This window comes from Couchioplanes azureus, assembly GCF_014648355.1.
In the GTDB taxonomy this organism is placed as follows: domain Bacteria; phylum Actinomycetota; class Actinomycetes; order Mycobacteriales; family Micromonosporaceae; genus Actinoplanes; species Actinoplanes azureus.
In genome coordinates this window covers 495,812-517,422 of sequence record NZ_BMQY01000003.1, presented here as the reverse complement: position 1 = coordinate 517,422, position 21,611 = coordinate 495,812, and the positions used below count along the sequence as shown (strand labels likewise).

The 21,611-nt window shown below is 67.9% G+C and carries 18 protein-coding genes, 3 tRNA genes and 1 pseudogene; 13 read left to right on the top strand and 9 right to left on the bottom strand.

Going from position 1 to position 21,611, the window contains the following annotated elements; all coding sequences use genetic code 11:
• The first annotated feature begins 51 nt into the window (after positions 1-51).
• From IEY99_RS13565 to IEY99_RS13550, 4 genes are all read left to right on the top strand, one after another.
• Positions 52-6,342 carry an RHS repeat-associated core domain-containing protein gene (locus tag IEY99_RS13565; RefSeq protein ID WP_189202989.1) on the top strand — a complete coding sequence of 2,097 codons (6,291 nt, stop codon included), beginning with the start codon at positions 52-54 and terminating at the stop codon, positions 6,340-6,342.
• Complete coding sequence (locus IEY99_RS13560; protein WP_189202987.1) at positions 6,335-6,841, top strand: hypothetical protein; 507 nt, start codon at positions 6,335-6,337, stop codon at positions 6,839-6,841. Before IEY99_RS13565 ends, IEY99_RS13560 begins: the two co-directional genes overlap by 8 nt.
• Positions 6,842-7,866: 1,025 nt before the next feature.
• Positions 7,867-8,256 (top strand): hypothetical protein, encoded by a 390-nt coding sequence (locus IEY99_RS13555; protein ID WP_189202985.1) that lies wholly within the window; start codon positions 7,867-7,869, stop codon positions 8,254-8,256.
• Positions 8,257-8,627: 371 nt separating this feature from the next.
• Entirely contained in the window at positions 8,628-9,059 is a 432-nt protein-coding gene (locus IEY99_RS13550; RefSeq protein ID WP_189202983.1) for a hypothetical protein, read from the top strand.
• Between the two features lie 69 nt (positions 9,060-9,128).
• Here IEY99_RS13550 and IEY99_RS13545 read toward each other — a convergent pair whose 3' ends face one another.
• Positions 9,129-9,893 (bottom strand): hypothetical protein, encoded by a 765-nt coding sequence (locus IEY99_RS13545; protein WP_189202981.1) that lies wholly within the window; start codon positions 9,891-9,893, stop codon positions 9,129-9,131.
• A 217-nt stretch (positions 9,894-10,110) separates the two neighbouring features.
• Between IEY99_RS13545 and IEY99_RS34200 the strand changes: the two genes are divergently transcribed.
• From IEY99_RS34200 to IEY99_RS13525, 4 genes and pseudogenes are all read left to right on the top strand, one after another.
• On the top strand, positions 10,111-10,602 hold the full coding sequence (locus tag IEY99_RS34200) for a site-specific integrase (RefSeq protein ID WP_229798622.1): 492 nt from the start codon (positions 10,111-10,113) through the stop codon (positions 10,600-10,602).
• 25 nt (positions 10,603-10,627) lie between these two features.
• Positions 10,628-11,416: a tyrosine-type recombinase/integrase gene (locus tag IEY99_RS34195; protein WP_229798619.1), complete on the top strand. Its 789-nt coding sequence runs from the start codon at positions 10,628-10,630 to the stop codon at positions 11,414-11,416.
• 3 nt (positions 11,417-11,419) lie between these two features.
• Positions 11,420-11,716 carry a hypothetical protein gene (locus IEY99_RS13530; RefSeq protein ID WP_189202977.1) on the top strand — a complete coding sequence of 99 codons (297 nt, stop codon included), beginning with the start codon at positions 11,420-11,422 and terminating at the stop codon, positions 11,714-11,716.
• Between the two features lie 30 nt (positions 11,717-11,746).
• Positions 11,747-12,019: pseudogene (locus IEY99_RS13525) on the top strand (NUDIX hydrolase); the annotation flags it as partial.
• A 20-nt stretch (positions 12,020-12,039) separates the two neighbouring features.
• On the opposite strand, the gene IEY99_RS13520 reads toward IEY99_RS13525, so the two are convergent.
• Positions 12,040-12,405, bottom strand: coding sequence for a hypothetical protein (locus IEY99_RS13520; protein WP_189202975.1), 366 nt, complete (start codon positions 12,403-12,405; stop codon positions 12,040-12,042).
• Between the two features lie 345 nt (positions 12,406-12,750).
• On the opposite strand from IEY99_RS13520, the gene IEY99_RS13515 reads away from it, so the two are divergent.
• Entirely contained in the window at positions 12,751-13,200 is a 450-nt protein-coding gene (locus IEY99_RS13515; protein ID WP_189202973.1) for a hypothetical protein, read from the top strand.
• A gap of 83 nt (positions 13,201-13,283) precedes the next feature.
• Here IEY99_RS13515 and IEY99_RS13510 read toward each other — a convergent pair whose 3' ends face one another.
• Entirely contained in the window at positions 13,284-14,111 is an 828-nt protein-coding gene (locus IEY99_RS13510) for a DNA ligase-like domain-containing protein (protein WP_373293358.1), read from the bottom strand.
• A gap of 307 nt (positions 14,112-14,418) precedes the next feature.
• On the opposite strand from IEY99_RS13510, the gene IEY99_RS13505 reads away from it, so the two are divergent.
• Positions 14,419-16,476, top strand: coding sequence for a hypothetical protein (locus tag IEY99_RS13505; protein ID WP_189202969.1), 2,058 nt, complete (start codon positions 14,419-14,421; stop codon positions 16,474-16,476).
• A 300-nt stretch (positions 16,477-16,776) separates the two neighbouring features.
• Here the strand turns inward: IEY99_RS13505 and IEY99_RS13500 are convergent, their stop codons facing one another.
• Positions 16,777-16,983, bottom strand: coding sequence for a helix-turn-helix transcriptional regulator (locus IEY99_RS13500; protein ID WP_189202967.1), 207 nt, complete (start codon positions 16,981-16,983; stop codon positions 16,777-16,779).
• Between the two features lie 154 nt (positions 16,984-17,137).
• Between IEY99_RS13500 and IEY99_RS35085 the strand changes: the two genes are divergently transcribed.
• The gene (locus IEY99_RS35085) at positions 17,138-17,539 is read left to right on the top strand and encodes a LacI family DNA-binding transcriptional regulator (RefSeq protein ID WP_308427036.1); all 402 of its coding nucleotides are present in this window, start codon (positions 17,138-17,140) and stop codon (positions 17,537-17,539) included.
• Positions 17,440-17,796 carry a tyrosine-type recombinase/integrase gene (locus tag IEY99_RS35080; protein WP_308427035.1) on the top strand — a complete coding sequence of 119 codons (357 nt, stop codon included), beginning with the start codon at positions 17,440-17,442 and terminating at the stop codon, positions 17,794-17,796. The genes IEY99_RS35085 and IEY99_RS35080 overlap by 100 nt, the downstream gene beginning before the upstream one ends.
• Positions 17,797-17,898: 102 nt before the next feature.
• Here the strand turns inward: IEY99_RS35080 and IEY99_RS13490 are convergent.
• The 3 genes from IEY99_RS13490 to IEY99_RS13480 form a co-directional block, all read right to left on the bottom strand.
• Positions 17,899-17,973 (bottom strand) — tRNA-Val (locus IEY99_RS13490).
• A 14-nt stretch (positions 17,974-17,987) separates the two neighbouring features.
• Positions 17,988-18,058: transfer RNA gene (locus IEY99_RS13485), tRNA-Cys, on the bottom strand.
• Between the two features lie 37 nt (positions 18,059-18,095).
• Positions 18,096-18,168 (bottom strand) — tRNA-Gly (locus IEY99_RS13480).
• A 210-nt stretch (positions 18,169-18,378) separates the two neighbouring features.
• Between IEY99_RS13480 and IEY99_RS13475 the strand changes: the two genes are divergently transcribed.
• Positions 18,379-19,566: a GNAT family N-acetyltransferase gene (locus tag IEY99_RS13475; RefSeq protein ID WP_189202965.1), complete on the top strand. Its 1,188-nt coding sequence runs from the start codon at positions 18,379-18,381 to the stop codon at positions 19,564-19,566.
• 436 nt (positions 19,567-20,002) lie between these two features.
• Here the strand turns inward: IEY99_RS13475 and IEY99_RS13470 are convergent, their stop codons facing one another.
• Positions 20,003-20,731: an FAD:protein FMN transferase gene (locus IEY99_RS13470; protein WP_189202963.1), complete on the bottom strand. Its 729-nt coding sequence runs from the start codon at positions 20,729-20,731 to the stop codon at positions 20,003-20,005.
• A 320-nt stretch (positions 20,732-21,051) separates the two neighbouring features.
• Positions 21,052-21,567 carry an FMN-binding protein gene (locus IEY99_RS13465; protein ID WP_189202961.1) on the bottom strand — a complete coding sequence of 172 codons (516 nt, stop codon included), beginning with the start codon at positions 21,565-21,567 and terminating at the stop codon, positions 21,052-21,054.
• Positions 21,568-21,611 lie beyond the last annotated feature (44 nt).

Below are 21,611 nucleotides of genomic sequence, written 5' to 3'. Positions count from 1 at the left end.
CGTAGTATCCGGCGCGCTCGATGTTTGGGCGTACGGGGAGGGTGGCCGGGCATGGACGTTGAAGTGGGTTCGTCGCGCGTGTTTTCGGTGCTGTGGCGCTGGATCCGGCGGGCGGTCATCGCGGTGGCGATGGTGGTGCTGGTGGGGTCGTTGCCGTTCGCGGGCCAGGCTCAGGCGAAGCCGACGCCCTCTCCGGAGGTCGACCCGGACCGCTCCGTGGCGGTCGGTAAGGCCACCCCGCGTGACGCTCAAGTGTCGGAGTCCCAGGTGGATCTGTGGAAGCCGCCTGCGGTGCAGTGGCCGTCTGCTGACACGGCTGAAGTGGCGATCCTCGGGTCCGGTCTGGTCGCGGTGCCCGGGCAGCCGGTCCGTATCGGCCGTGCGTCGTCGGGCGCGGCGCGTCCCTCCGGCAAGCCGCCCGCGCGCCTGAGCGCCGACGAGCCGGCCGGCCGGGTGAGCTCCGAGGTGCTGAGCCGTGACAAGGCGGCGGCTGCCGGGGTGACCGGGTTGATGCTGCGTCTGTCGCGGACCGATGAGGCGGCGGTCAGCGCGCCGGCGGCGGTGGAGATCGACTATTCGTCGTTGCAGCACGCGTTCGGTGGGGACTGGGCGCGGCGGATGCGGCTGGTGCAGTTGCCGGCCTGTGCGGTGGAGACGCCGACGGAGCAGCAGTGCCAGTCGGCGACGCCGGTGCCGGCGAAGAACGATGTGACGAAGTCGAGGATCGTGGCGGATGCGGAGGTGCCGCCGGCCAAGGATGGTCAGGCCGTGGTGCTGGCGGTCACCGCGGCGGCTGCCAGTGTGGACACGGGCACGTTCGCGAAGAGCAGCTTGAGTGAGGCGGCGGCGTGGTCGGCCGGTCAGCAGTCCGGCGACTTCGCGTGGTCGTACCCGTTGCAGGTGCCGCCGGCTCCGGGTGAGTTGGAGCCGGAGCTGGCGCTGAGTTACAGCTCTGGTGCGGTGGATGGGCGCACCAACGCGCAGAACGCGCAGCCGTCCTGGGTCGGTGAGGGCTGGGATTTCGAGCCGGGCTTCATCGAGCGTCAGTACCGGGCGTGCCGTGACGATGTGACCGGCGCGACTCCGGCGCAGTACACCAACGCCACCAACGATCTGTGCTACCGGGACCAGAACGCGGTGCTGTCCTGGCGCGGCCAGTCGACCGAGCTGGTGCTCGACGATGCGACCGGCAAGTGGCGCCTGGCCGAGGACGACGGCTCGTACCTGGAGCTGGTCACCGGCGGCAGCGGGACCGGGTACCACAACAACGAGCATTGGAAGCTGACCACGCCGGACGGCACCCAGTACTGGTTCGGTAAGAGCCGGTTGCCGAGCTGGCAGGAGGGCCAGCCGGTCACCTCGTCGGTGTTCGGGGTGCCGGTGTTCGCCAACCGCACCGGCGAGCCCTGTTACAAGACCGGCGGGTTCGCCGGCTCGTACTGCGCGATGGCGTGGCGCTGGAACCTCGACTACGTCGTGGACCCGGACGGCAACTCGATCTCGTACTGGTACCGCAAGGAGAGCAGTAGGACGAAGCTCGCGGGCACCTCCACGGTGGCGGCCTACGACCGCGGTGGCTGGCTGGAGCGTATCGAGTACGGCAGCCGCGCGGGCACCGAGACGAGCGCGAAGGCGCCGATGAAGGTCGACTTCACCGTCGGGGACCGGTGCCTGGCGACCTGTTGGAACGGCAGTACGCCGGTCGCGGCGAACTGGCCGGACACGCCGTGGGATCTGCAGTGCAATGCGGCGCCGTGCACCAACAACCCGGCGCCGTCGTTCTGGACCGCCAAGCGCCTGGCGAAGGTGACCACGTCGGTGCTGGTGGCAGGCGCGTACACGCCGGTCGACGAGTGGGTGTTGACGCACCAGTTCCCGGCGACGAACGACAACACCGACCCGTCGTTGTGGCTGGCGACGATCACCCGTACTGGCCGTACCGGTGGCAGTCAGACCCTGCCGAAGGTGGACTTCGGGGGTACCCGCAAGCCGAACCGTACCGACTTCAACACCGCCGCGGACGTACCGACGTCGAACAAGTACCGGCTCACCCGGATCACCTCGGAGACCGGTGGCGAGTTGCAGATCGCGTACGGGGATTCGAACTGCTCGCCCACGGCGCTGCCGAATCCGGACAACAATTCCATGCGGTGTTTCCCGCAGTATTACGCCCCGCCGGGTTCGGCATCCGGGTGGTCGTGGTGGAACAAGTACCGCGTCGCGAGTGTGACCGAACGCGACCTGGTCGGTGGTTCACCGGACGTGGTGCACACGTACGGGTACAGCACCGCCGGCTCCGACACGAGTGTGCTGTGGCATCACAACGACGGTGACAAGTGGGGGCTGTCGCTGCCGCTGCGGACGTGGTCGGACTGGCGCGGCTATTCCAACGTCACGGTCACCACCGGCGTGGCCGGCGGGACGCGGACGCGGTCGGAGTACCGGTACTTCCGGGGCATGCACGGCGACCGCACCGATGCGGGGGAGACGGCCCGGACCGCGTCGATCACCGACTCGCACGGTGCCGAGTGGACGGACTTCGGCTACCGGGCCGGTCACCTGCTCGAACAGATCGACTACGACGGCGACACCCCGCTGTACAAGTACCGCTTCCACCCGTGGGAGAGCCAAACCGGGCAGCGCGTCGAGGCGGGCGCGCATGCTCAGCCCACCACGACCCGCTCGTACTTCGCCGAGGTTGCCAAGGAGGAGACGTTCGAGTTCCTGCCCGCGTCGGGTACCTGGCGTGAACGCGAGGTCGAGTTCGTCCACGACCCGGCCTACGGCCAGGTCACCAAGGAGATCGACCGGGGTCTGATCGGTACGTCCGACGACGACACCTGCACGACGACCACCTACGCACGTAACCCCAACCCGGCCGCGTGGCTGATCGACTTCCCGGCGGAAGAGCTGGTCACCAACTGCGCCGAGACCCCCGGGCCGTCGGATGTGCTGGCCGGTGAGCGCACCTACTACGACGGCTCCACCACGCTCGGCGCCGCGCCGACCCGCGGGCTGGACACCCGTACCGACGACCTGGCTTCCTATTCCGGCGGCACGGCGAAGTGGGTCACCAGTGGCAGCGCCACCTACGACGCGTACGGCCGGGTGCTGACCGAGACCGACGCCCTCGGTCGGACCAGCACCACGGCCTACACCCCGGCTGCCGGCGGCCCGGTGACCGCGGAGACGGAGAAGAACCCGGCGGGACACACCACGACGTCGACGTTCGACATCCGCGGCGAGACGCTGACCGAGACGGACGCCAACGGCAAGGTCACCACCGCCGCCTACGACCCGCTCGGCCGGCTGACCAAGCTGTGGCTGCCCGGGCGGACCACCGCCCAGACTCCGCACACCCAGTACGACTACACGGTCAACGGCACCACCGCGCCCAGCCACACCCGTACCCGCGAGCTCGGCCCGAAGGGCAACCAGATCAGCTCGTACGAGATCTATGACGGTCTGGAACGTCCGCGCCAGCAGCAGAGCACCGCACCGGACGGCAAGCGGGTGATCTCCGATGTGCGCTACGACGCGCGGGGGCTGGTCAGCGCCGAGACCGCGTTCTACAACGACGCGTCCGGGCCGACCGGCACCCTGGCGACGTTCGACGACGCCGCGGTGGACATTCAGGAACGCTCCACCTACGACGCCCTGGAACGGCCGACCGAGACCGCCCTGTGGTCACGCAACAGCAAGAAGTGGGCCACCACGACGACGTACGCCGGTGACCGGGTCACCGTCACCCCGCCGGCCGGCGGCACCAAGACCACCACCTACCTCGACGTCACCGGCGACGTCACCAAGCTGCAGCAACACCGCGGACCCGGCGCGCAGGACCCGGTCGACGCGACGAGCTACGACTACGACCGGCTCGGCCAACTGACCTCCATCACCGACCCGGCCGGCAACACCTGGACCCGCAGCTACGACCTGCGCGGCCGGCTGACCGGCGGCACCGACCCCGACGCCGGCACGCTGGTCAACGACTACGACGACGCCGACCAGCTGACCACCACCACCGACGGGCGCGGCAAGAAGCTGTGGCGCAAGTACGACGCGCTCGGCCGCGTGACCGAGCTGCGCGACGCCCACGCCACCGGCAACCTACGCGCCACCTGGACCTACGACACCCTCGCCAAGGGCGAGCTCAGCTCGGCCGTGCGCCACCTCGACGGCAAGCAGTACACCCAGGCGATCACCGGCTACACCGACCTGTACGCCCCGACCGGCACCACCGTCACCATCCCGGACGGGCACCGCGGCATCACCGGCACCTACACCACCGGCTACACCTACCACCCGGACGGCTCTACGGCCTCGATGAAGTACCCGGCGGTTGCGGACCTGCCCGCCGAGACCGTCACCCCCACCTACACCGACGCCGGTGACCTCGCCACCCTGGCCGGCACCGACACCTACCTGGCGTCGGCCACCTACGCCTGGCACGGCGGCACGACCCAGCGCCTGCTCGGCAGCGGCGGCAAACGCGTCCGCCTCACCGACGAGTACGAAGACTCCACCCTGCGCCGCACCAAGGCGCAGGTCTCCACCGAACGCGCCGGCACCGCCGACACGTTCGACGAGAAACTCACCGAGCGCTACACCTACGACCCCGACGGCAACATCACCAGCATCAGGGAAGTCAGCCTGGCCGCGGGCACCACCATCAGCAACCAGTGTTTCCAACAGGACTACCTGCGCCGCCTCACCGAGGCGTGGACCACCACCGCGGCCACCTGCCAGAGCAGTCCCAGCCAGGCTGCGGTCGGTGGCCCGGACCCGTACTGGCAGTCGTTCACCTACGACCTGGTCGGCAACCGCAAGACCGACACCAGCCACACCCCGGCCGGCGCCACCATCCGCGACTACACCACCCCGGCCCCGGGAAGCGCGCAGCCGCACACCCTCACCCGCCGCGAGACCCGCGGCGGCGGCCCCGCCACCTCCTACACCTACGACCCCTCCGGATACCTCAAGACCCGCACCGCGCCCGCCGGCACCGACACGTTCACCTTCGACGCCGAAGGCCTGCTCTACAGCGTCGCCACCGCCGCCAGCGGAACCCATCACTACGTGTACGACGCCAACGGCACCCGGCTCATCGCCACCGACCCGACCGCGACCACGCTCGAACTGGGCCACAGCGAAATCCGCGTCGACAACACCGGCAAAGCCACCGGCACCCGCTACTACGGCGACGCCGTCCGCACCTCCGCGGACGGCCTGACCTGGATGGTCACCGACCACCACGGCACCGGACAACTCGCCATCGACGCCGCCACGATGGCCGCCACCCGCCGCCGGACCACCCCGTTCGGCGAACCCCGCGGCGCGGTGCCGAGCTGGCCGGACCGCAAAGGCTTCGTCGGCGGCACCGCCGACCCCACCGGCCTGACCCACCTCGGCGCCCGCGAATACGACCCCACCACCGGCCGGTTCATCTCCGTCGACCCCCTGGTAGACCCCGGCGACCCGCAAACCCTGCACCCCTACGCCTACGCCAACAACAACCCGATCAGCTTCTCCGACCCCGAGGGACTCGCGTTCGACCCCAAGAACGGCGGAGGCGGAATCCGATTCGGCGGCGGCGGTGGTCGCGGCGGTGCCGTCGGCGGTGGTCGCGGCGCCGGAGGCTCCAGCATCACCGGCGGTGGTCGGGGCACCAACAATGGTGGCGCAACCAGCAAAGTCAAACCTGGCAAGACCCGTACTCCGAGGGCAGTCCGCACCGAAATCCAACGCCAGCAGAGCGAAAAGCTGTACGTACGCAACCACCCTGCCAAGCGATCGACACCCACACCCCCCAAGAAGGTCATCCGAGGAGCCAAGCCCGAAGGCAGCAAATCTAAGCCCACGAGCCGACCGAAAAGCTCAGCCAAGGGAGCCGGTGGGAAGAAATCCGGCGGGAAAAAGCTGCCAAAAATGCGGCCCAGCAGGCCTGCTGTCAAGCCCAAGATCAAGCAAAAAGCGCCGAAGGAAGAATCAAAACCGAACCCTAAGGCAGAGGCTGAGCGGGCTCGTGATGAGGCTGGAAGAAAGCCGAACGGCAAGCCGAACCGCGACTCGCCGGTTTACGTCGGAGGCTACGACAAAATGGGTAATGTGATGGGCACAGGTAATGGCCCCCGCGGTCCCAGAAATCATGCCGAAGACATCATTCAGGACCGCATGCCGGGCGCTAAGATGACCCAGCCGTACGCTTGGCGAAGGAATAAAGACACGGGACAGCTAGAATGGCGCCCGCACACTGTGTGCCCGAGGTGCCAAGAAAGGTACCCCCGTCAGCTGTTCGATCCTAGGACGCGTGGCGAATCCGGAGGTAGCTGGGGTGACTGAGGTAAATGACGGCTCCGCCGGTCTTGCTGAGCGGCTGATCGAGGCAACTGATTGGGGCAGCTACCGGAAGCTCGAGGGCGTTTCGGCGGCCGACGTCGGGCAAGCTCTAATGTCGCTTCTAGGGGCGGATCGGGGGCGGATTGATACCGCCGAAGACTCTCTCGAAGACAAGATTGTGCCTCAAGCTGATCTTTATAGTGCGGCCGAGCCAGCGATCAGCGTTTTGGCGGCCTCGCTGGCCGACCCCCGGCCGCGCTGGGTTCGGATTGCAGTGCTTGAGTTGATGTATCTGATCTTGTCGGGCGCTCCAGTCAGGGACGAGGTCGAACGTGGAAACGGTGCGCTCCTCGAGCGGTGCATCGCTCGCGTCCGAGAATCGCTCTGGTTAATTGTTCGGGAGGCGCTCGCCGACGAGACCTGCTATGAAGCTGCACTCGATGTGCTAGACATGGTCGACCCGGGTGGGGCAGCGAACGAGATCCTTCGCTCAATCCGTTGACATGCGCCTAGCAGGGTCACACCGATCCCGTTGATCTGTCAGCGCGAGCGAAGAGGGACCATACGAGGTCTACGAAACCGTCGTGGGGTGGAGGCGGTGTTGCCAGACCTCGGCTACGTGCGAGGTCGGCATGCCGGACTGCTTGTTCCGTTCTCTATCCCGATCGCTGCCGGTTGACACCACAAGGGCTCCGTCACGCATACGAGAGGCTGATGATCGAGCTCGGCACGCCGGCTACCTGATGCACGCGAAAAAGGGGCCATGAGCATGGGTTCGTGCAGGCGCTGTACTCGCACATCACCCGGAGATGATCATGGGCTCTTCGATGGGTTGAGCCCTGGGGAGGCCCGCGATGCGGCCTTGACGGGATCTCAGGCCTCGATCACGATCGCCGTGCTCGACTGGCTTTCGTTGGAAGGCGCAAGTGCGCGGCGGCCTTGCCGGGACTGGACGGCCAGACCGCCAAGATCGTTTCCGAAACTGGTCCTAGTGGCCTCTCTCAACCTCAAGCGGGCTCCGTTCCCTGAGGGGCGGAACCGTTCTGACCTGCTGTTCTTGCTGGTGGGCGATACTGGGATCGAACCAGTGACCTCTTCCGTGTCAACTAGGTCAAGATCGATCTGTGACGTCGGCAAGGCTCTATGCGCCCTGCTCAGGGTGCTTGCGTCCGTTGCACTGGGTCTGCGGTGTTCGGGGAGCTTTTCAAGATCGTCTCCAAGAATTCTCCAGAGGACCAGCGTCCATCTGTGCGGGCATCCCGTCGCGCAGGCATCGCCCGGCCGGGCCGCGCCCGCCTGGTCCAGGTGGAGCACCCTACTGTCTGACCGACCTGGACCAGGCGGGCGCGGTCCGGCTGCCTCTCGGTGTGCGATGGATACCCGCCGGGCTTTGGCATCCCAGAGCCGCCCGGGTCCAGGCGGGTAGCCCTGGCCGCCGGGGGCTGGCTCCGGGTGCCGGGTCGGAGATCCTGCCCGCCGGAGGCATGCCTTTGGAAAGCGCGATTCGCTCGTTCTAGCCTGACGCCCATGACCGGACGGCTGACATATCGGTGGCGGCGTGAGGCGGCGGAGCAAGAAGCAGCCGTCGCGGCCGGAAACTTGCCCCGGGAGGCTGCTTACGCGCTCAGCTGCTTCCCCGCCGATTTCGTTGCTCGGGTCGATGCGGCGTTCGCGCGCTTTGAGGAGGAGATCGCTGGTCTTGAACCGGGCGACGATGAGGCGGCGTGGGCGGCGGTTGAAGGGTTCGTGTCGGCGCTTAACGCTGCCGACTCCGGCGAGATCGAGACGAGTACCCGCGAAGAGTTGTGCGAGTACATCGACGCTGCGCTGGCTGATGCAGGCGTAGACGTCGATGAACTCACGGCCCGGCGCGGCATGGACAGGTCGGAGCTTACCGACGAGTGGCGTGACTGGTAGACCTCGGAGCGCCCTGGAAAGCCCCAAATTTCACGGACAGTGGAGTCCCGGGGCTTCGTCGTGTTCGCCGGCCCCGGCCGCGCCTTGAAGACGTATGGAAAGTTCTCACGAAAGCCGCGTCGGGTTCCTGCCGAGTCCCATGACCTGCGTGACGAATCGGTCTCAGGACCTTCGTGACACCGCTCGGTTGACCGACGGGCGGCGGTGGCGCTCCGTAGTCCTGCGGCGAGCGACGCATGTCCGCACATGCCGAGTCGAGTGCGTGACACCGCCCTTATCCTGGCGGGTTGGTGTTCGGAAGATGAACGATTCGGCATCGTTACCACCGGAGGGAGCTGTCAACCTCTTGGTGGCTGTTGGGAGATACGAGCATGGTCGACCCGGTTAGCGTGCGGGCCGCGGTGTCCGCGGCGGGTTTTGTCATCGAGGACTTCGTGGATTTACCCCATCTGCCGTCACCGATGGCGGTATGGAGGCCACTCATATTAGCCTCCACCACTCCGGCGATGCGGATCCGTGACGACGCCGCCGACCATGATCGCCAGGTGGACCGCGCATGGTCCGACCTCAGCGCACGTAACGGCACGCTTGGATCGTCCGGCACGGTGTTGCTCTCCGTTGAAGGAGGAGGGAGCTTGCCGTGGCTCCGGGCTCGAGTGAGAGATCAGCTGCCACGTGCCAGCGCCATTGGATTGCCCGAGCACGTAAACGGCTTCGTCGCGTTGTCACTAGATGGCAATGCAAGTTCCGGGGTGAGCACCGAGGAGTGGGAGACCTGGATTTTCGCCGACCCGCATCTTTGAGGCATGGGCACGCAGCGCGCTCTTCTGCCGTGCGGTCACCACGTTGCGTAACTGTTGACAGAGGTGCCGTCATGCCGGCCGGGATGGGTTGTCGACGCCCAAGTCACAGCAGTGTGGGCGGGCGTTGCGGTGGTCGCGGGCCCATAGCCCCACGTCGCGTTCTTGGCTGCGTCGTGGCACGGCGGCCAGTTGCAGTCGACGCCAAAGGTGCAGATTGGTGGGGAGTGCCGCGACCTGGGAAGCGCGCAGTCGGGGATGGTCGACGATGAGCGCGTCGTCGCACATTGTGACCAGCGCTCGGTACTGGCGTAGATCGCCGGGTCCGTCCGGACGGAACTGTGTTTCGTCCGGACGACTGGGACGAAGAATGTGGCATGCCTCTGGATGCAGGTGTTCGAGGAACCAGTCGATGAAAGCCGTCTGCGCTGGCCCGTAGGTGGGGCTTTGTGGCTCGACGGCATGGGCTTGGCGGATGAGCCGGGCGAAGGTCGGCGAGTCCGCGGCGGTGAACGCGCCGACATCTCGTGGCCGCTGCCAGCGTCTCCAGGTTGGGCGTGTGTTCGGTGCCGTAGCCGGGCGGGGAAGGCGCGGGGCCTGCTCTAGGAAGGCGAGGTCGATACCTTCCTGCTGCAGTCGGTTGCGCAGCCATGTCTGCTGGAACTCGTCGGCGGTTTGCCAGGTCCAGATCAAGGGGTCGTGTTCGCCGGCCGGCCGTGGCCGTTCTCCGCCGGGAAGGTTGTGGCAGACGTCGGCGATGAGCCTGATTTCGGCCAGATGTCCATCGGGGTGTCTGGAACGTTCCGGACGGGCGGCGAGCGACCGAATTTCTATCATGGCCCGATGTAGCAGGGGGTCGATCGCAGCACGGCGTTGATTCCGCGACCAGGGTATTCCGGATCTGCCGCGATCGCCCACGGGTGCAACGTACACCGACCCTCTACCCACAGCCGAGCATTCCCAAGATCAAACTCACTCTCATGCCGCTCGGTGCTCGCTGGTGCTCATCGTCGCTGGTGACGCACGGTGGTGTATGACTGCCTCTCCTGCCTTCGTGTCCGACGTCGTCTCTTCCGATCAGCTCGTCGTGCGGGCCGTGGTGTCCGCTTTGCTGGGCCGTTACCGTGGCCAGCCACGCGTGCACACCGACTCCGACCTGGGCGTCTTCCTGCGCTGGTGCAACGATCAGGACCTCAACTTGCTGACAGCGTGCCGGGTCGACGTCGAACGGTACGTGCGCTGGCTGCAGGAAGTCCGCCGATACCAGCCTTCGACGGTCTCCCGGCGCCTGTCGGTCGTGGTCGGCTTCTACCGGGTCTGCGTCATCGACGCGATCCTCGAACAATCCCCAGCCGACTACGTCCGCCGGCCTACTGTGCCGGCTGAATCTCCGACCCTTGGTCTGGGACACCTGCAGTTCGAGGCGCTGATCACCGCCGCTCGGCAGTCCATCAACCCGAACGACTTCGCGGTGATCGCGCTGTTGGGTCTGCTCGACTTGCGGATCTTCGAGGGCTTGCGGTGCCAGCGTCGGCGACCTCAGTGAGGAACACGGCCATCGGGTGCCGTGCGTGCACGGCAAGGGTGGCAAGGTCGTCCTGGTCCCGTTACCACCCGCGGTGGCCCGAGCCGTCGACCGGGCCATCGGCGAACGCGGCAGCGGGCCAATCCTGCGCAACACCACTGGTGCCAGGATGGATCGGCGCGCCGCGACCCGCCGGCTCAAGCACCTCGCCGCCAGCGCCGGTATTCGGATGCCGAGGATGCACCCGCACTTGCTGCGCCACACCTTCGTGAGCACCATGCTCGACGCCGGCGTCAGCCTCCGCGGCGTCCAGATCGCCGCCCGCCACGCCGATCCCAAGACCACCATGCGCTACGACCGGGCACGCAAGAACCTCGACCGGCACCCCCCACTACCTCCCCGCCGCCTACACGGCCTCCAGTACATAGCAGCTAGCGACGGAGCAGAACCAGCGACTCTACCGATGTGCGGATGCGGCGAGATCCGCCGGCCGGGATGGATTCCAGGCGGACCTGGCTGCGTACGACATCTCCATGCTCCTCGCGCGTTGCTCCATCACGCTGGTGGCCACGAGCGAAGTTCAGCGACACCGGCACGCACCTTCGTCCGGTCGACATCGCGACGTGAGGCCAACCGCCGCTCGAGCCAGCCGCTGCGCTGCGTCTGGCAGGCCATCGAACTCCTCGAACTGATCAACAAGGCGTCGATGATCATCAACACTGGCGGAACGGTCATCCTTGCCGCGTTCGGCGGCGGGATGACCGTGGCGGGCCAGGGCGGCGACCTGTCGGCCGTCCCATTGCCGGCAGCCCCATACGCAGCGCCGGGAGCGTGAGCGATGACCAGCGATCCGATCGATGACGAGCTGCACCGGATGGCCGGTAACCCGAAGGTAGCCAAGGCGATCAAAGAAGGCTGGGAACGACTGAGCAAGGGCGCCGGCGGGCCGGACCTGCAAGAGATGGCGCAGGAGCTGCTGGCCGGGCGGACCAGCCTACGGACTGTCGGTGCCAGCTCAGCCTATGCCGCGCAGCTGACCTCAGCGACCGAGGCCTTGACCCGGTGGCGCGCCGAGCTCTCGCCGGAGGAACGCGAGGAAATGGAACGGGTGGCGGCCGAAGAGTTCGGCGAGTAGACGAACGACGACGGCACTCCTGTCGCCGCGGCCATCATCGTTGCCGATGGTCGAGTCTTGCTCGTCCGCAGGCGGATAGCGGAAGGCCGGCTCTCGTGGCAGTTCGCTGCCGGCAAGGTGGAACCCGGCGAGTCCGGCGACTCAGCTGCGGTCCGAGAGACTTTCGAGGAAACCGGACTTGCCGTACGCGCCGTCCGAAGCCTGGGCGAACGGGTCCACCCTGACACCGGCCGAACGATGTCCCTTACCCGCTTTTCGGTCCTGCGCAGGAGTACCTTGATCAGCTCCTCCGCTAGCCCTTGAACGTTGGACCCAGGTCTGTCTTAGGTCGGTGGCTGTGGGCGCCAGGGCTCGACGTCGATCGGGCGGAGGTCGGCGCGGAAGCTTAGGTGCCGCACGGCGTGGCGGAATCGGCCGTGTTCGTAGGCCTGGTCGAGTTCGATCTCGGCCACGAGCAGCGGTTGCACCTGGATGTATTGCTGCGCTTCGCGCTGGTCGAGCTGGCCCAGCCAGCTGGGAGGCAGCGGGTGTGGCCAGGGGTGGTTCTCGGCAGCCGGGATCAGGAGCCGGGCGGCTTCCTGGCGCTGGCTGAGCCGGAGCGGAGTGGTGTGAGCGATGTAGCGCAGTCGACTGCGGTCGTCGAGGCGGCCGAGCAACAGGGTGCGGGGGTCCTCGATGGAGCCGGTCACGCCGGCGATGATGGCTTCGACCGTGGTCCGGCGTTGCTGGTGAAGGGACGGTATTCGAGACCTGCGGTATTCACTGCTTCCCCTGCGCTCGCATGACTGATGTCGGTGAGCTTGCCGTTTACCCCCGCTCCATGCAACGTCGCTGCGGGCGAAGTCGCTGCCTCATCAAGGGTGACTACGGTGCGTGTAGGCCAGCGCACCGGGTGCGGGCAGCGACGGACCCAGCGCGCGTCCTCTGCGGCAAAAGAGCATGCTGATGAGCGCCTGAGTTCGGGAATCCTTCGGTCCGGGGAAGGCGCTTGACCCGCCTGCCGGCTAATGGCGGCGCATGGGAGCCTATGCGTTATGGACTGGCTCGACTCCGTATGGCAGTGGTACACGGCCGCGATCGAAGACGCTCAGGAGGGGCGCTGGATTCGTGACGCTGTGGAACGGCAGGTACTGGCGGACATTGCATCTGCTACCAACCCGTTGCACGGAGGACGGATGGCGCCGTTCACCCAGGACTCGTGGCATGTGCGTCTGGGCCGGATCGCCAACTGGGCGGGTGTGGTGCGGTTAGCCGCCCGGGCAGGCGGGTGGACGCTTCGGCCCGTCGTCGGACAATGTCCCGAGCGTCCCGCAGGCATGGCGGAGATGCTGTCCGCTCTCTACGCGGTCGGCGAGCAGGGCGAGATCTGGATGAAGCAGCTCCTGGCCGGCGAAGTGCCACAGGAGCGGGCAGTTGCCAAGGCGGAAGGTTTTCTGACTGGACCAGGGTCAGTAGAAGATCTTGTGCTGTTCTTTTACGACTGAAACGGCGGAAGTGTCACCCGCCGGACGCACTCAACTCGGCAGATCCGCGCATTCGTGATTCAGCGTAAGCTGCACTAAGCGTGTCAGGGCTGGGCTGCGAGGTAGTCATCCCAGCTGTTGCCGGCGAATTGAGCCCATCGGTGGACTGTGCCGGGATTCATGCCGAACAGGTCCGCGATGACGATGGGTGGCAGGTCTGCCAGGGCTTGCATCATGGCGGTGTTCCGCGCTGCGCGAGCGGGCAGGTCGAAGCGTCGCATGGCGTCGGCCAGCCCGGCGGGGTTTCGCGGCTGGCCTGGGCTTTGACCGGGCAGGAGGTAGTGGTTCGCGCTACCCGCCCGGTGGTGGGGCGCGGCTGCTGCGGTGTGGATGTGGGTTTCGATGAGCTGGGCCAACGACGGTGGCAGCACCACGGGCTGAAGATTGATGGTCAGGTAGGCGTTCTCGTCGTCGCGGTGGAACTGGCTGACGGTGAGCTCGACGATCCGGGTGAGCGGGAGGGCGTAGAGCCGGGTCAGGGCACCCGCGATGCGGATCTGCAGCGGCAGCGACGTGTCGGTCAGGCAGCGGCGTAGCTCGTCGTGGTGCACCTGGTCGACCTGGAAGTTGCTGGGCGGCCGGGTGGGCGGATGGTCGATGGTGAGCGCCGCGGTCAGGTTCCGGGCGACGGCCCAGCGGATGAACGGAATGCTTCGTGCCCGCAGCGTCGGGTTCCCGGCTGCCCAGGTGTCGAGGTGGTGCTGTTGCAGAGTCGCCAGGGTGAGCCGGAACGATGTCCGACCTGTCGCGGTGTCGAAGACGATCAGTTCGCCGTCGAGCACCGTGCCAGGCGCGACGGAAGATTCCAGCGCAGCGGCGATGTCCGGGAAGTACGCAGTGAGGTCCTTGGCCTGGCGACTTTGCAGGTAGATGCCCGAGTTGCGGATGAAGGCGAGGCTGCTCCATGTTGACTGAACTAAGCCAGCTCAGGAAGAGTCGTTGATCTCTCCTGGTCCGGAAGGTGGACTGGTTTCGGTCGCGCGCGTGCCTATCGGGGCTTGGTCCAGCAATCCCGATCCGGACTGCCCTATTCCGCCTTAATCTCACGCTATGAGGTCATTTGGGCTCCGAGCATCGCTGGTTTTGGCCGTCGTCATGTCGTCGTTCGTCGGCCCGGTCGCCGGTCCGGTTAGGGCCGGCGAATCAGCGACCGGTGCTACGTCGCCGGCCGAGCGGTACATGGCAAATCTGGTCGACACGGCGGCGTCCAACAGCACGGATCTGGCCCAGGCCCGGCGGGCGGTGGCGAAGCTACTCGCCGCGGCCGGGGTCAAGACCGTGTCGAGCCCGGCCCGGGTGCCGCTGCGCCCGCGTGCCGTGCGGTACGTGGTCACCGCCGGGGTGGACGCGATGGTCGACGAAGTGCGTACCCGGTCGGTCAGCTCCCGGCAGACGCTGGCCGAGTACGCCGCCTTCCTGATGCCGACCACCCGGTCCCCGCGCGCTACTTCCGGCACCCGCCTGCGGGACTTCTTGGCCGCCTGGCTGGCGGTCGCCCGGTCCCGCCCCGATCTGCCCGGCTCGAATGCCATTTTCGCGCTGAACGCGCTGGCCCAGCGGCAGAACCCACGCCTCAATGTCTCCTGGGGCGGCTACGATCCCAGCGAGCTGAGACTCGGCTTCCTGGACCTCACCCTGCTGCATGCCGGGTTGGCGCAGACCGCTGCCATCGCCTTCGATCTCGGGGCCGCCAAGTCGCCTGTGTCGACACCGGAACAGCACGACGCGCGAACGGTTCCCGGTCCGTGTGACACCCTGGCCGAGGACCTCGAACGGATGGTGCCGCCGGTGCCCGGCGGCCTGGCGAACGACATCAGGGGGTCGGTGCCGAAGGCCGCCAAGCCTGCCGTGCAGCAGCTCGCGAAGCGATACGTGAAGTACATCGCCGACGATGCGGCGACTGCATCCGGCACCATCGTCAAACGGCTAGGAGAGGCCAACCGGCTCACCAAGATGATCGAGCTGGCGCAGACCTACCGGCTGGCCCACGCGAGCGCCGAGGTGCTGAGCGACAACCCGATCCACCGCCCGCAGCCGGGAGGGGTGCTGAACACCGCGGTCAAGGTCACTTTCGGGATTCCCGACGACCAGTGGGCCGCGGCCGGCCACAGCAATGTTCCTCAGCCGTGGAGCGACTGCCTCAAGATGGTTGGCATGCCGTATCCGACTACGACCCGCGACGTGGCGGCGGAGTTGGCGAAGTGGCAGGTGGAGTGGCGGATCAGTGGCCCTGATGTGGTGCGCTGGCATGGGCCTGGAGTCGGCACGGCGGGCCTGTTGTTCACTGATCAACTCATCGCCGAGAATGACCACACGGCTGCCGTAACCCGGCAGTTCGAGCTGGTCGAGGAAGTCGCTGAAGGCCATCCCGGCACGGAGGTGACGGACGACGTCACGATCACCGCCCGGCTGTTCCGTCCGGCGACTCCGGATCTCAGCACCCTCCTGACCGCGGTGCTGAGCGGCGGCCCGGCGGCGGCCTTCGACTACACCCTGAAGTCCTTCAGCATGCTGTTCCCCAAGCAGGTCAGCGTGGTGCTGCACGTGACCCACCACGAGCACATCGGCCGTCCTCACCGCGCTGCGCGATCAGCGCAGTGGAACGGTTACGTCGTGCTGCGCCACCATGCGACGAAGGCCCGCCACCGCTCGCTGCCCGGGGCCAAGTCCTACCGCAACGACATGACGGTGACCCAGGACGACTGGTCCAGCGTCATCCAGGTCACCGGGGTGGCATCGAACGACGGCGACACCACCAGGCTGAACACCTCAATTTCAAGCGCCGCCACGCACACGGTGCAGGACGACCGGTGGTCCTTTGCGCGTATCACCGGGTGCACCGCGGTGCGCCGCCGCACGAGCAACGCCGTGTCGACCGGCAGCACGAGCACCACCGACAAAACCTTGCGGGTGGTTATCGACGGGGCCGGCGGCGTGTTCCGCATGCGCGTGCCGTTGGTGGTTCCCGCCACGGCTGGTCAGGTCTCCCGGCGCGACTCGTACGTCTACCGGGGTCGACGCGGCGAGTGCGCCGATCCCCCCACGGGCGCGCGCACCGGCGACGTGACCGTCACCGACGAGACGACCGCACGGATGAGCCTCTCCGATCCGCCCAACTTCTGGGACATCACCGACCCGAGCATTCTCCCGGACATGGCCTTCTTCAGGGGGACTACGAGCGGCGTCCACGCCGGCAGACTGATCACGGCGGAGTGGGAACTGTGGCGGTCCGAATAACGAGACACTCCTCTGTGTGACTCTGGCCGGCCACGTCCGCTCGTGTGCGAGGCGGTGGTCAGCCCTGATGGACAGATGCTGACCATCCCAGCCGAGCGACTGACAAGTTCAGTAAAGGAAGCCGTCGAACTTCGGTTCGTAGGCGCATCCGCCGCGGCACATCGCGGGTTCGGGGAATTCGGTGATGCTCACCGCTCGCATCGGCTCGACCGGTGGCCTGAACACCCCGCGACGCTAACGGTCATCAGGCCGGCGGTGTGCGGAAACCTTCGGCTTGTCGACTGAAGGTGGGGGTGGCGGTTAGTCGTTGACGCCGCTGCGGGATGGGCGGGACGCGATCCAGGCTTCGACGTCCTCGGTGCGCCAGACGTTGCCCATCGCCAGCTCGGCGACCGGCTCGGGGAAGTCACGGCGGCTGGTGATCTGGTACACGCGCTGGCGGCTGATCCCGCCGAGCATCATGCGGATTTCGTGTGCCCCAACGAGCCGGAGCTTCTTGGTGGCCATGATTCGCAGGCTAGGCGTGTGCCTGCTGGTCACAGGACGACTTCACGGAGACTAAGAACGCTCGCTAACGTCATGTGTTAGACCAAGTCCTCTCCTGACCGATCATCTCGGCCGGGTACGCTCCGAGCCCTGCCCCTGCCATGGCCTGCGCTACGTGTTCCGCGGACACCGCGCGACCAAGCGCAAGGTGGCACCTATCGGACCGCGGCTGGTCGATGTCGCACGCCGTGCGGAGGTCACGGTCGGTACTGCCTCGGCGGTGCTCAGCGGCAAGCCGGTAGTGGCGGAGGCAACGGCGGCGCGGGTGCTGGCCGCTGCGGAGGAGCTCGGCTATGTGCGTGGTCGACCCGCTGGACAGCTTGCCGCACACTGGCGGCGCAACGGCTTCGCGACCTGGCTGTTCCAGCCGGCGGCACCGGCAGATATCCCGCCAAGGCTCCCCGGCCGGTCAGTCCGGTGCCGATCCTCGCCGACCCGTGGCCTGGCATTCCGGTCCGGGGACGCGGGGCGGCGGCCAAGGCTGATGTCTGCTGGACACCGATCGCGGCCGGGTTGACACCGCACCGGCTTCGTCACACGTACAAGACGCTGATGATCGAGCTTGGCACCCCGGCCACGCTGATGGATGCGCAAATGGGCCATGAGGATGGGTCGGTGCAGGCGCTGTATTCACACGTGACGCCGGAGATGATCCAGCGGCTCCTCGACGGGCTGACGACCGTATGGGAGGCCGCCCTGCAGGCTCGACGAGAGCTCTGCCCGAGATCACCGGTGGCGGTCCTCGACCAGCTCCTGGTGGAAGGTGCCAGGTGAGAGTGCCAAGATTCTCTCCCAAATTTCTCCCAGCGGCCTCTCTCAACGAGAAACGGGCTTCGTCCCTGAGGGGCGAAACCCGTTCTGACCTGCTGTGTTGCGTGGTGGGCGATACTGGGATCGAACCAGTGACCTCTTCCGTGTCAAGGAAGCGCGCTCCCGCTGCGCCAATCGCCCTCGATCAAATGCCGAGGTGGAGACGGGATTTGAACCCGTGTACACGGCTTTGCAGGCCGTTGCCTCGCCTCTCGGCCACTCCACCGAGCCGGCCCCGCACGTTACCTGTGGCGGCCTCTCCGAGCGGACGACGGGATTCGAACCCGCGACCCTCACCTTGGCAAGGTGATGCGCTACCAGCTGCGCTACGTCCGCTTGTCCTTCCGGGTTCCCCCGGCGACGGATGAAACATTAGCCGGTCCTCCCGGGCCTTGCCAAACCGGGGTCCCCCGGCGCGTCGCGGGCCGGCAGACCCGCAGGTCACGCGGTGGCAACGGGACGGCGTGAACCTTGCGGCCCGCGAGTTGTCCACAGGCTGCGAAACCGGCGAGCGCCCGTACGCCCGTCCCGGGTTGGATAGGGGCCATGGAGATCCGACAGATCACGGCCGACGAGCGCACCGGCACCATGTTCCCCCTGCAGGCGTACGCGTTCGGTTCCTCGCCCTGGGACGACGCCGAGCGGGAGACCTACGCCCGGCGCATGGCCTACTACCGCACCGCCACCAGCCTCATCGCCGAGGAGGGCGGGCAGACCCTGGCCGGCGCCGCGGCGTTCCCGATGCGGCAGAACGTACGCGGCGTCGTGCACGACATGGCCGGGGTCGCGTCCGTCTCGACGCATCCGTCCGCGCGCCGCCGGGGGTTCGTGCGGCAGCTCATGGTGAGGCTCATGGGTCAGATGCGTGAGCAGGGTTGCGCCGTCAGTGCGCTCTATCCCTTCCGGCCGTCGTTCTACGGCAGGCTCGGCTACGTGGGTGTGCCGCGGGTGCGGACCGCCACCTTCGCGCCGGAGGGGCTGTCGCACCTGCTCCGCGCCGATCTGCCCGGCGAGGTCGAGCGGCTCCGGCTCTCCGAGGGCTTCGACGAGTACACCGCCTTGACGCTGCGGCTGCTGCGGGAAAGGCACGGCTTCTCCGTGTACGACGACACGCGCACCGCCGAGTTCCGTGATAGTCCGCCGCGGTGGGTGGCGATCGCGCGCGTCGACGGCGAGGTGGTGGGCGCCGTGACGTACCGGATCGACCAGTACGGCGGCGATCTGGTCGGAGACGACCTGCTCACCACGGGGCCGCTGGGGCGCGCCCTGCTGCTGCAGTTCCTCGCCCGGCATGTGGACCAGGTGACGCAGATCGTGCTCACCGTCGGCGTGGACGAGATTCCGGAGCTGTGGGACACAGACCTCGCCGTGCGGACCGAGGGCCGGGTGTACTTTCCCGGCAAATGCGGCCCCATGGTGCGGCTGCTGTCGATCGACGCCCTGAACGGGCTGAGTGCCGGCGCCGACCGCGGCGTGACCGTCGAGGTCGTCGACGACGAGCTGCTCGCGGGCCGCTACCGCATCAGCGGCGAGGCCGGAACGCTGAACGTCGAGGAGACCAAGGACGAGCCGGAGGCCACCTTGACGTGCCCCGGCATCTCGGCGCTGGCATACGGGGTCCTCGACCCGGTCGAGGTCATGACCCGCGGATTCGGCCGGGTCGAGGCGCCGGCGGTGGAGGCGCTGAGCGCGCTGTTCCCGCGGAAGATGCCGTACGTGTTCGCCGACTTCTGACGAGAAGCCGGGAGGGAAGCGCAGAGAGGCCGCCGGGAGTGGCCGGTGCAGCGCATGGAGGGCGGTGGGCCGGACGGACGGTGCGGTGAGACGCCGGGCGAGCCGAGGAGGCCGTCCGGTGGCAGGTCGGGACAAGGAGCGGTGGGAGGAGGCAGCCTAGGGCCGGGGCCGGGGCCGAGGCCGGGGCCGAGGCCAGGACCGGGACCGGGGCCGAGGCCAGCGCCAGGGCCACGGCGAGGACGGGACCGGGCCGGGACCGGGCCAGGCGGGCCAGGGCGGGCGAGGCCGGGGCCAGGGCGGGCGAGGGCCGGGGCCAGCGCCAGGGCCACGGCCAGGACGGGAGCGGGCCAGGGCGGGGCGCTGGGCCAGGGAGGCCCGGGCGGGCGAGGCCTAGGGGCGGGGCGAGGGCCAGGGCGGGGCCAGGTCAGGGCACGGGTCAGACAGCGGCGGGTAGGCCGGCGGAGCTGAACGCTCGGCCGTCGTCGGTCACTGCGGCCGACTCGTAGCCGTCGGGGACGAGTTTCGCCAGCCAGGCGAGTCCCGCTTCGCCCATGGCCAGGGCCGCGGTGGCGTAGGCGTCGGCCAGTGTCAGGTCCGGTCCCACGACCGTGACCGAGCGCAGCCCGTTCGCCGGGCCGCCGGTGCGGGGGTTGAAGACGTGGTGGCCGCGTTCGTAGGTGCCCGAGGTCGCCACCGCGCCGTCGGTGACACTGAGCACCCAGCTCAGCTTGTCCGCCTCCCAGGGGTGGCGGATGCCGACGCGCCAGGGATCGCCCGTGGCCGACAGGCCCCGGGCGCGGATGTCGCCGCCCGCGTTCACGCAGTGGTTGGTCGAGCCGGCCTTCGCCAGGCGGGCGGAGGCGACCTCCACGGACCAGCCCTTGACATAGCCGGACGGGTCGAGCGGGCCCCCGGCGTACGCGTCGAAGTAGCCGTCCGTCGCCCGCCACAGGTCGGCGCACGCCTCCAGCACGTGGCGCAGGTCGGGCGAGCAGTCCGCCACCTCGATCTCTCGGCGGCGCAGGCGGCTCACCTCGCTGTCGTCACGGTACGTGCTGAAGCGGCGGTCGACCTCGTGCAGCCACCCGCACACGTCCTCGATCATCGCGGTGAGCGTGGACGCGGGCAGATCGTCGGCGATGTCGATGCTGACCACGGTCCCCATGACATGCTCGACATGGTGCACGGACCGGCCGGCCCGGTTCCCCAAACCGGAACCCGCCACCCCGGCACCCGCGGACCCCGAACCAGCCAACCCGGAACCCACCCGCTCGGAACCCGCGGATCGCGAACCCGCCGCCTCCGCACCCGCGGATCGCGAACCCGCGGATCGCGAACCCGCCGCCCCGCTGCTCGCGGGAGCGGGCACCTGCGGTCCGGCGCCGGACCCGGAACCCACACCGGGCGAGACCTGCCGGCCGAGGGAGGTGATCCCACTGAAGTCGTAGTGCGTCGGATCGGCGGCCGGGTGCATGGTGCGGGACTCTACGCGTTCGCCTGGTCGATGGCAGCCTGGAGCGACTTGGCGTACGACTCGCTGGTGAACGTCGCCCCGGACACCGCGTCGACCTCCGCGCTCTGCGCCTTGACCGTCGACTCGTTCAGGGCCCCGACGGCCGGCGGGTTGATGGTGGCGCTGTCCGCGGTCGTCGGGTACGTGGCGTCAGCCGCCGTGATCTTTCCTTCTTCGATCTTGATGGAGACCTGGACGGTGCCGTACGGGTTCTTGACCGCCGAGCCCTTGTAGACGCCGTCCTTCATGCCGCTGCCTCCGGCGGCGCCTTCCGACGACTCCTCCTTCGAGTCCTCGGACGATTCGGAGCCGGAGGGCTTCTTGCCCGGCTTCTTGCCCGGCGTGGAGGCGTCCTGCCCCGAACCGGCCAGGTCGACGGCGGGCGGAGCTGCCACCGGGGCGGCCGGCGCGGAGACGCTCAGCCGGACGCCCACGATCAGGGCGGCGCCGGTCAACGTTCCTACGGCTGCTGCGGTGCTGCGTCGCATGAAAACTCCCGAGGCTCACGAATCGAGGGGACAGGGGACGGGAC

What these genes read in the sequence shown, in the direction of transcription:
- IEY99_RS13515 (WP_189202973.1), top strand. Translation starts at nt 12,751, where the DNA reads ATGGACTGGCTCGACTCCGTATGGCAGTGGTACACGGCCGCGATCGAA.
- IEY99_RS13505 (WP_189202969.1), top strand. Translation starts at nt 14,419, where the DNA reads ATGGCAAATCTGGTCGACACGGCGGCGTCCAACAGCACGGATCTGGCC.
- IEY99_RS13465 (WP_189202961.1), bottom strand. Translation starts at nt 21,567, where the DNA reads ATGCGACGCAGCACCGCAGCAGCCGTAGGAACGTTGACCGGCGCCGCC.
- IEY99_RS13500 (WP_189202967.1), bottom strand. Translation starts at nt 16,983, where the DNA reads ATGGCCACCAAGAAGCTCCGGCTCGTTGGGGCACACGAAATCCGCATG.
- IEY99_RS13530 (WP_189202977.1), top strand. Translation starts at nt 11,420, where the DNA reads ATGACCAGCGATCCGATCGATGACGAGCTGCACCGGATGGCCGGTAAC.
- IEY99_RS13565 (WP_189202989.1), top strand. Translation starts at nt 52, where the DNA reads ATGGACGTTGAAGTGGGTTCGTCGCGCGTGTTTTCGGTGCTGTGGCGC.
- IEY99_RS13545 (WP_189202981.1), bottom strand. Translation starts at nt 9,893, where the DNA reads ATGATAGAAATTCGGTCGCTCGCCGCCCGTCCGGAACGTTCCAGACAC.
- IEY99_RS13470 (WP_189202963.1), bottom strand. Translation starts at nt 20,731, where the DNA reads ATGGGGACCGTGGTCAGCATCGACATCGCCGACGATCTGCCCGCGTCC.
- IEY99_RS13550 (WP_189202983.1), top strand. Translation starts at nt 8,628, where the DNA reads ATGGTCGACCCGGTTAGCGTGCGGGCCGCGGTGTCCGCGGCGGGTTTT.
- IEY99_RS13475 (WP_189202965.1), top strand. Translation starts at nt 18,379, where the DNA reads ATGGAGATCCGACAGATCACGGCCGACGAGCGCACCGGCACCATGTTC.
- IEY99_RS13555 (WP_189202985.1), top strand. Translation starts at nt 7,867, where the DNA reads ATGACCGGACGGCTGACATATCGGTGGCGGCGTGAGGCGGCGGAGCAA.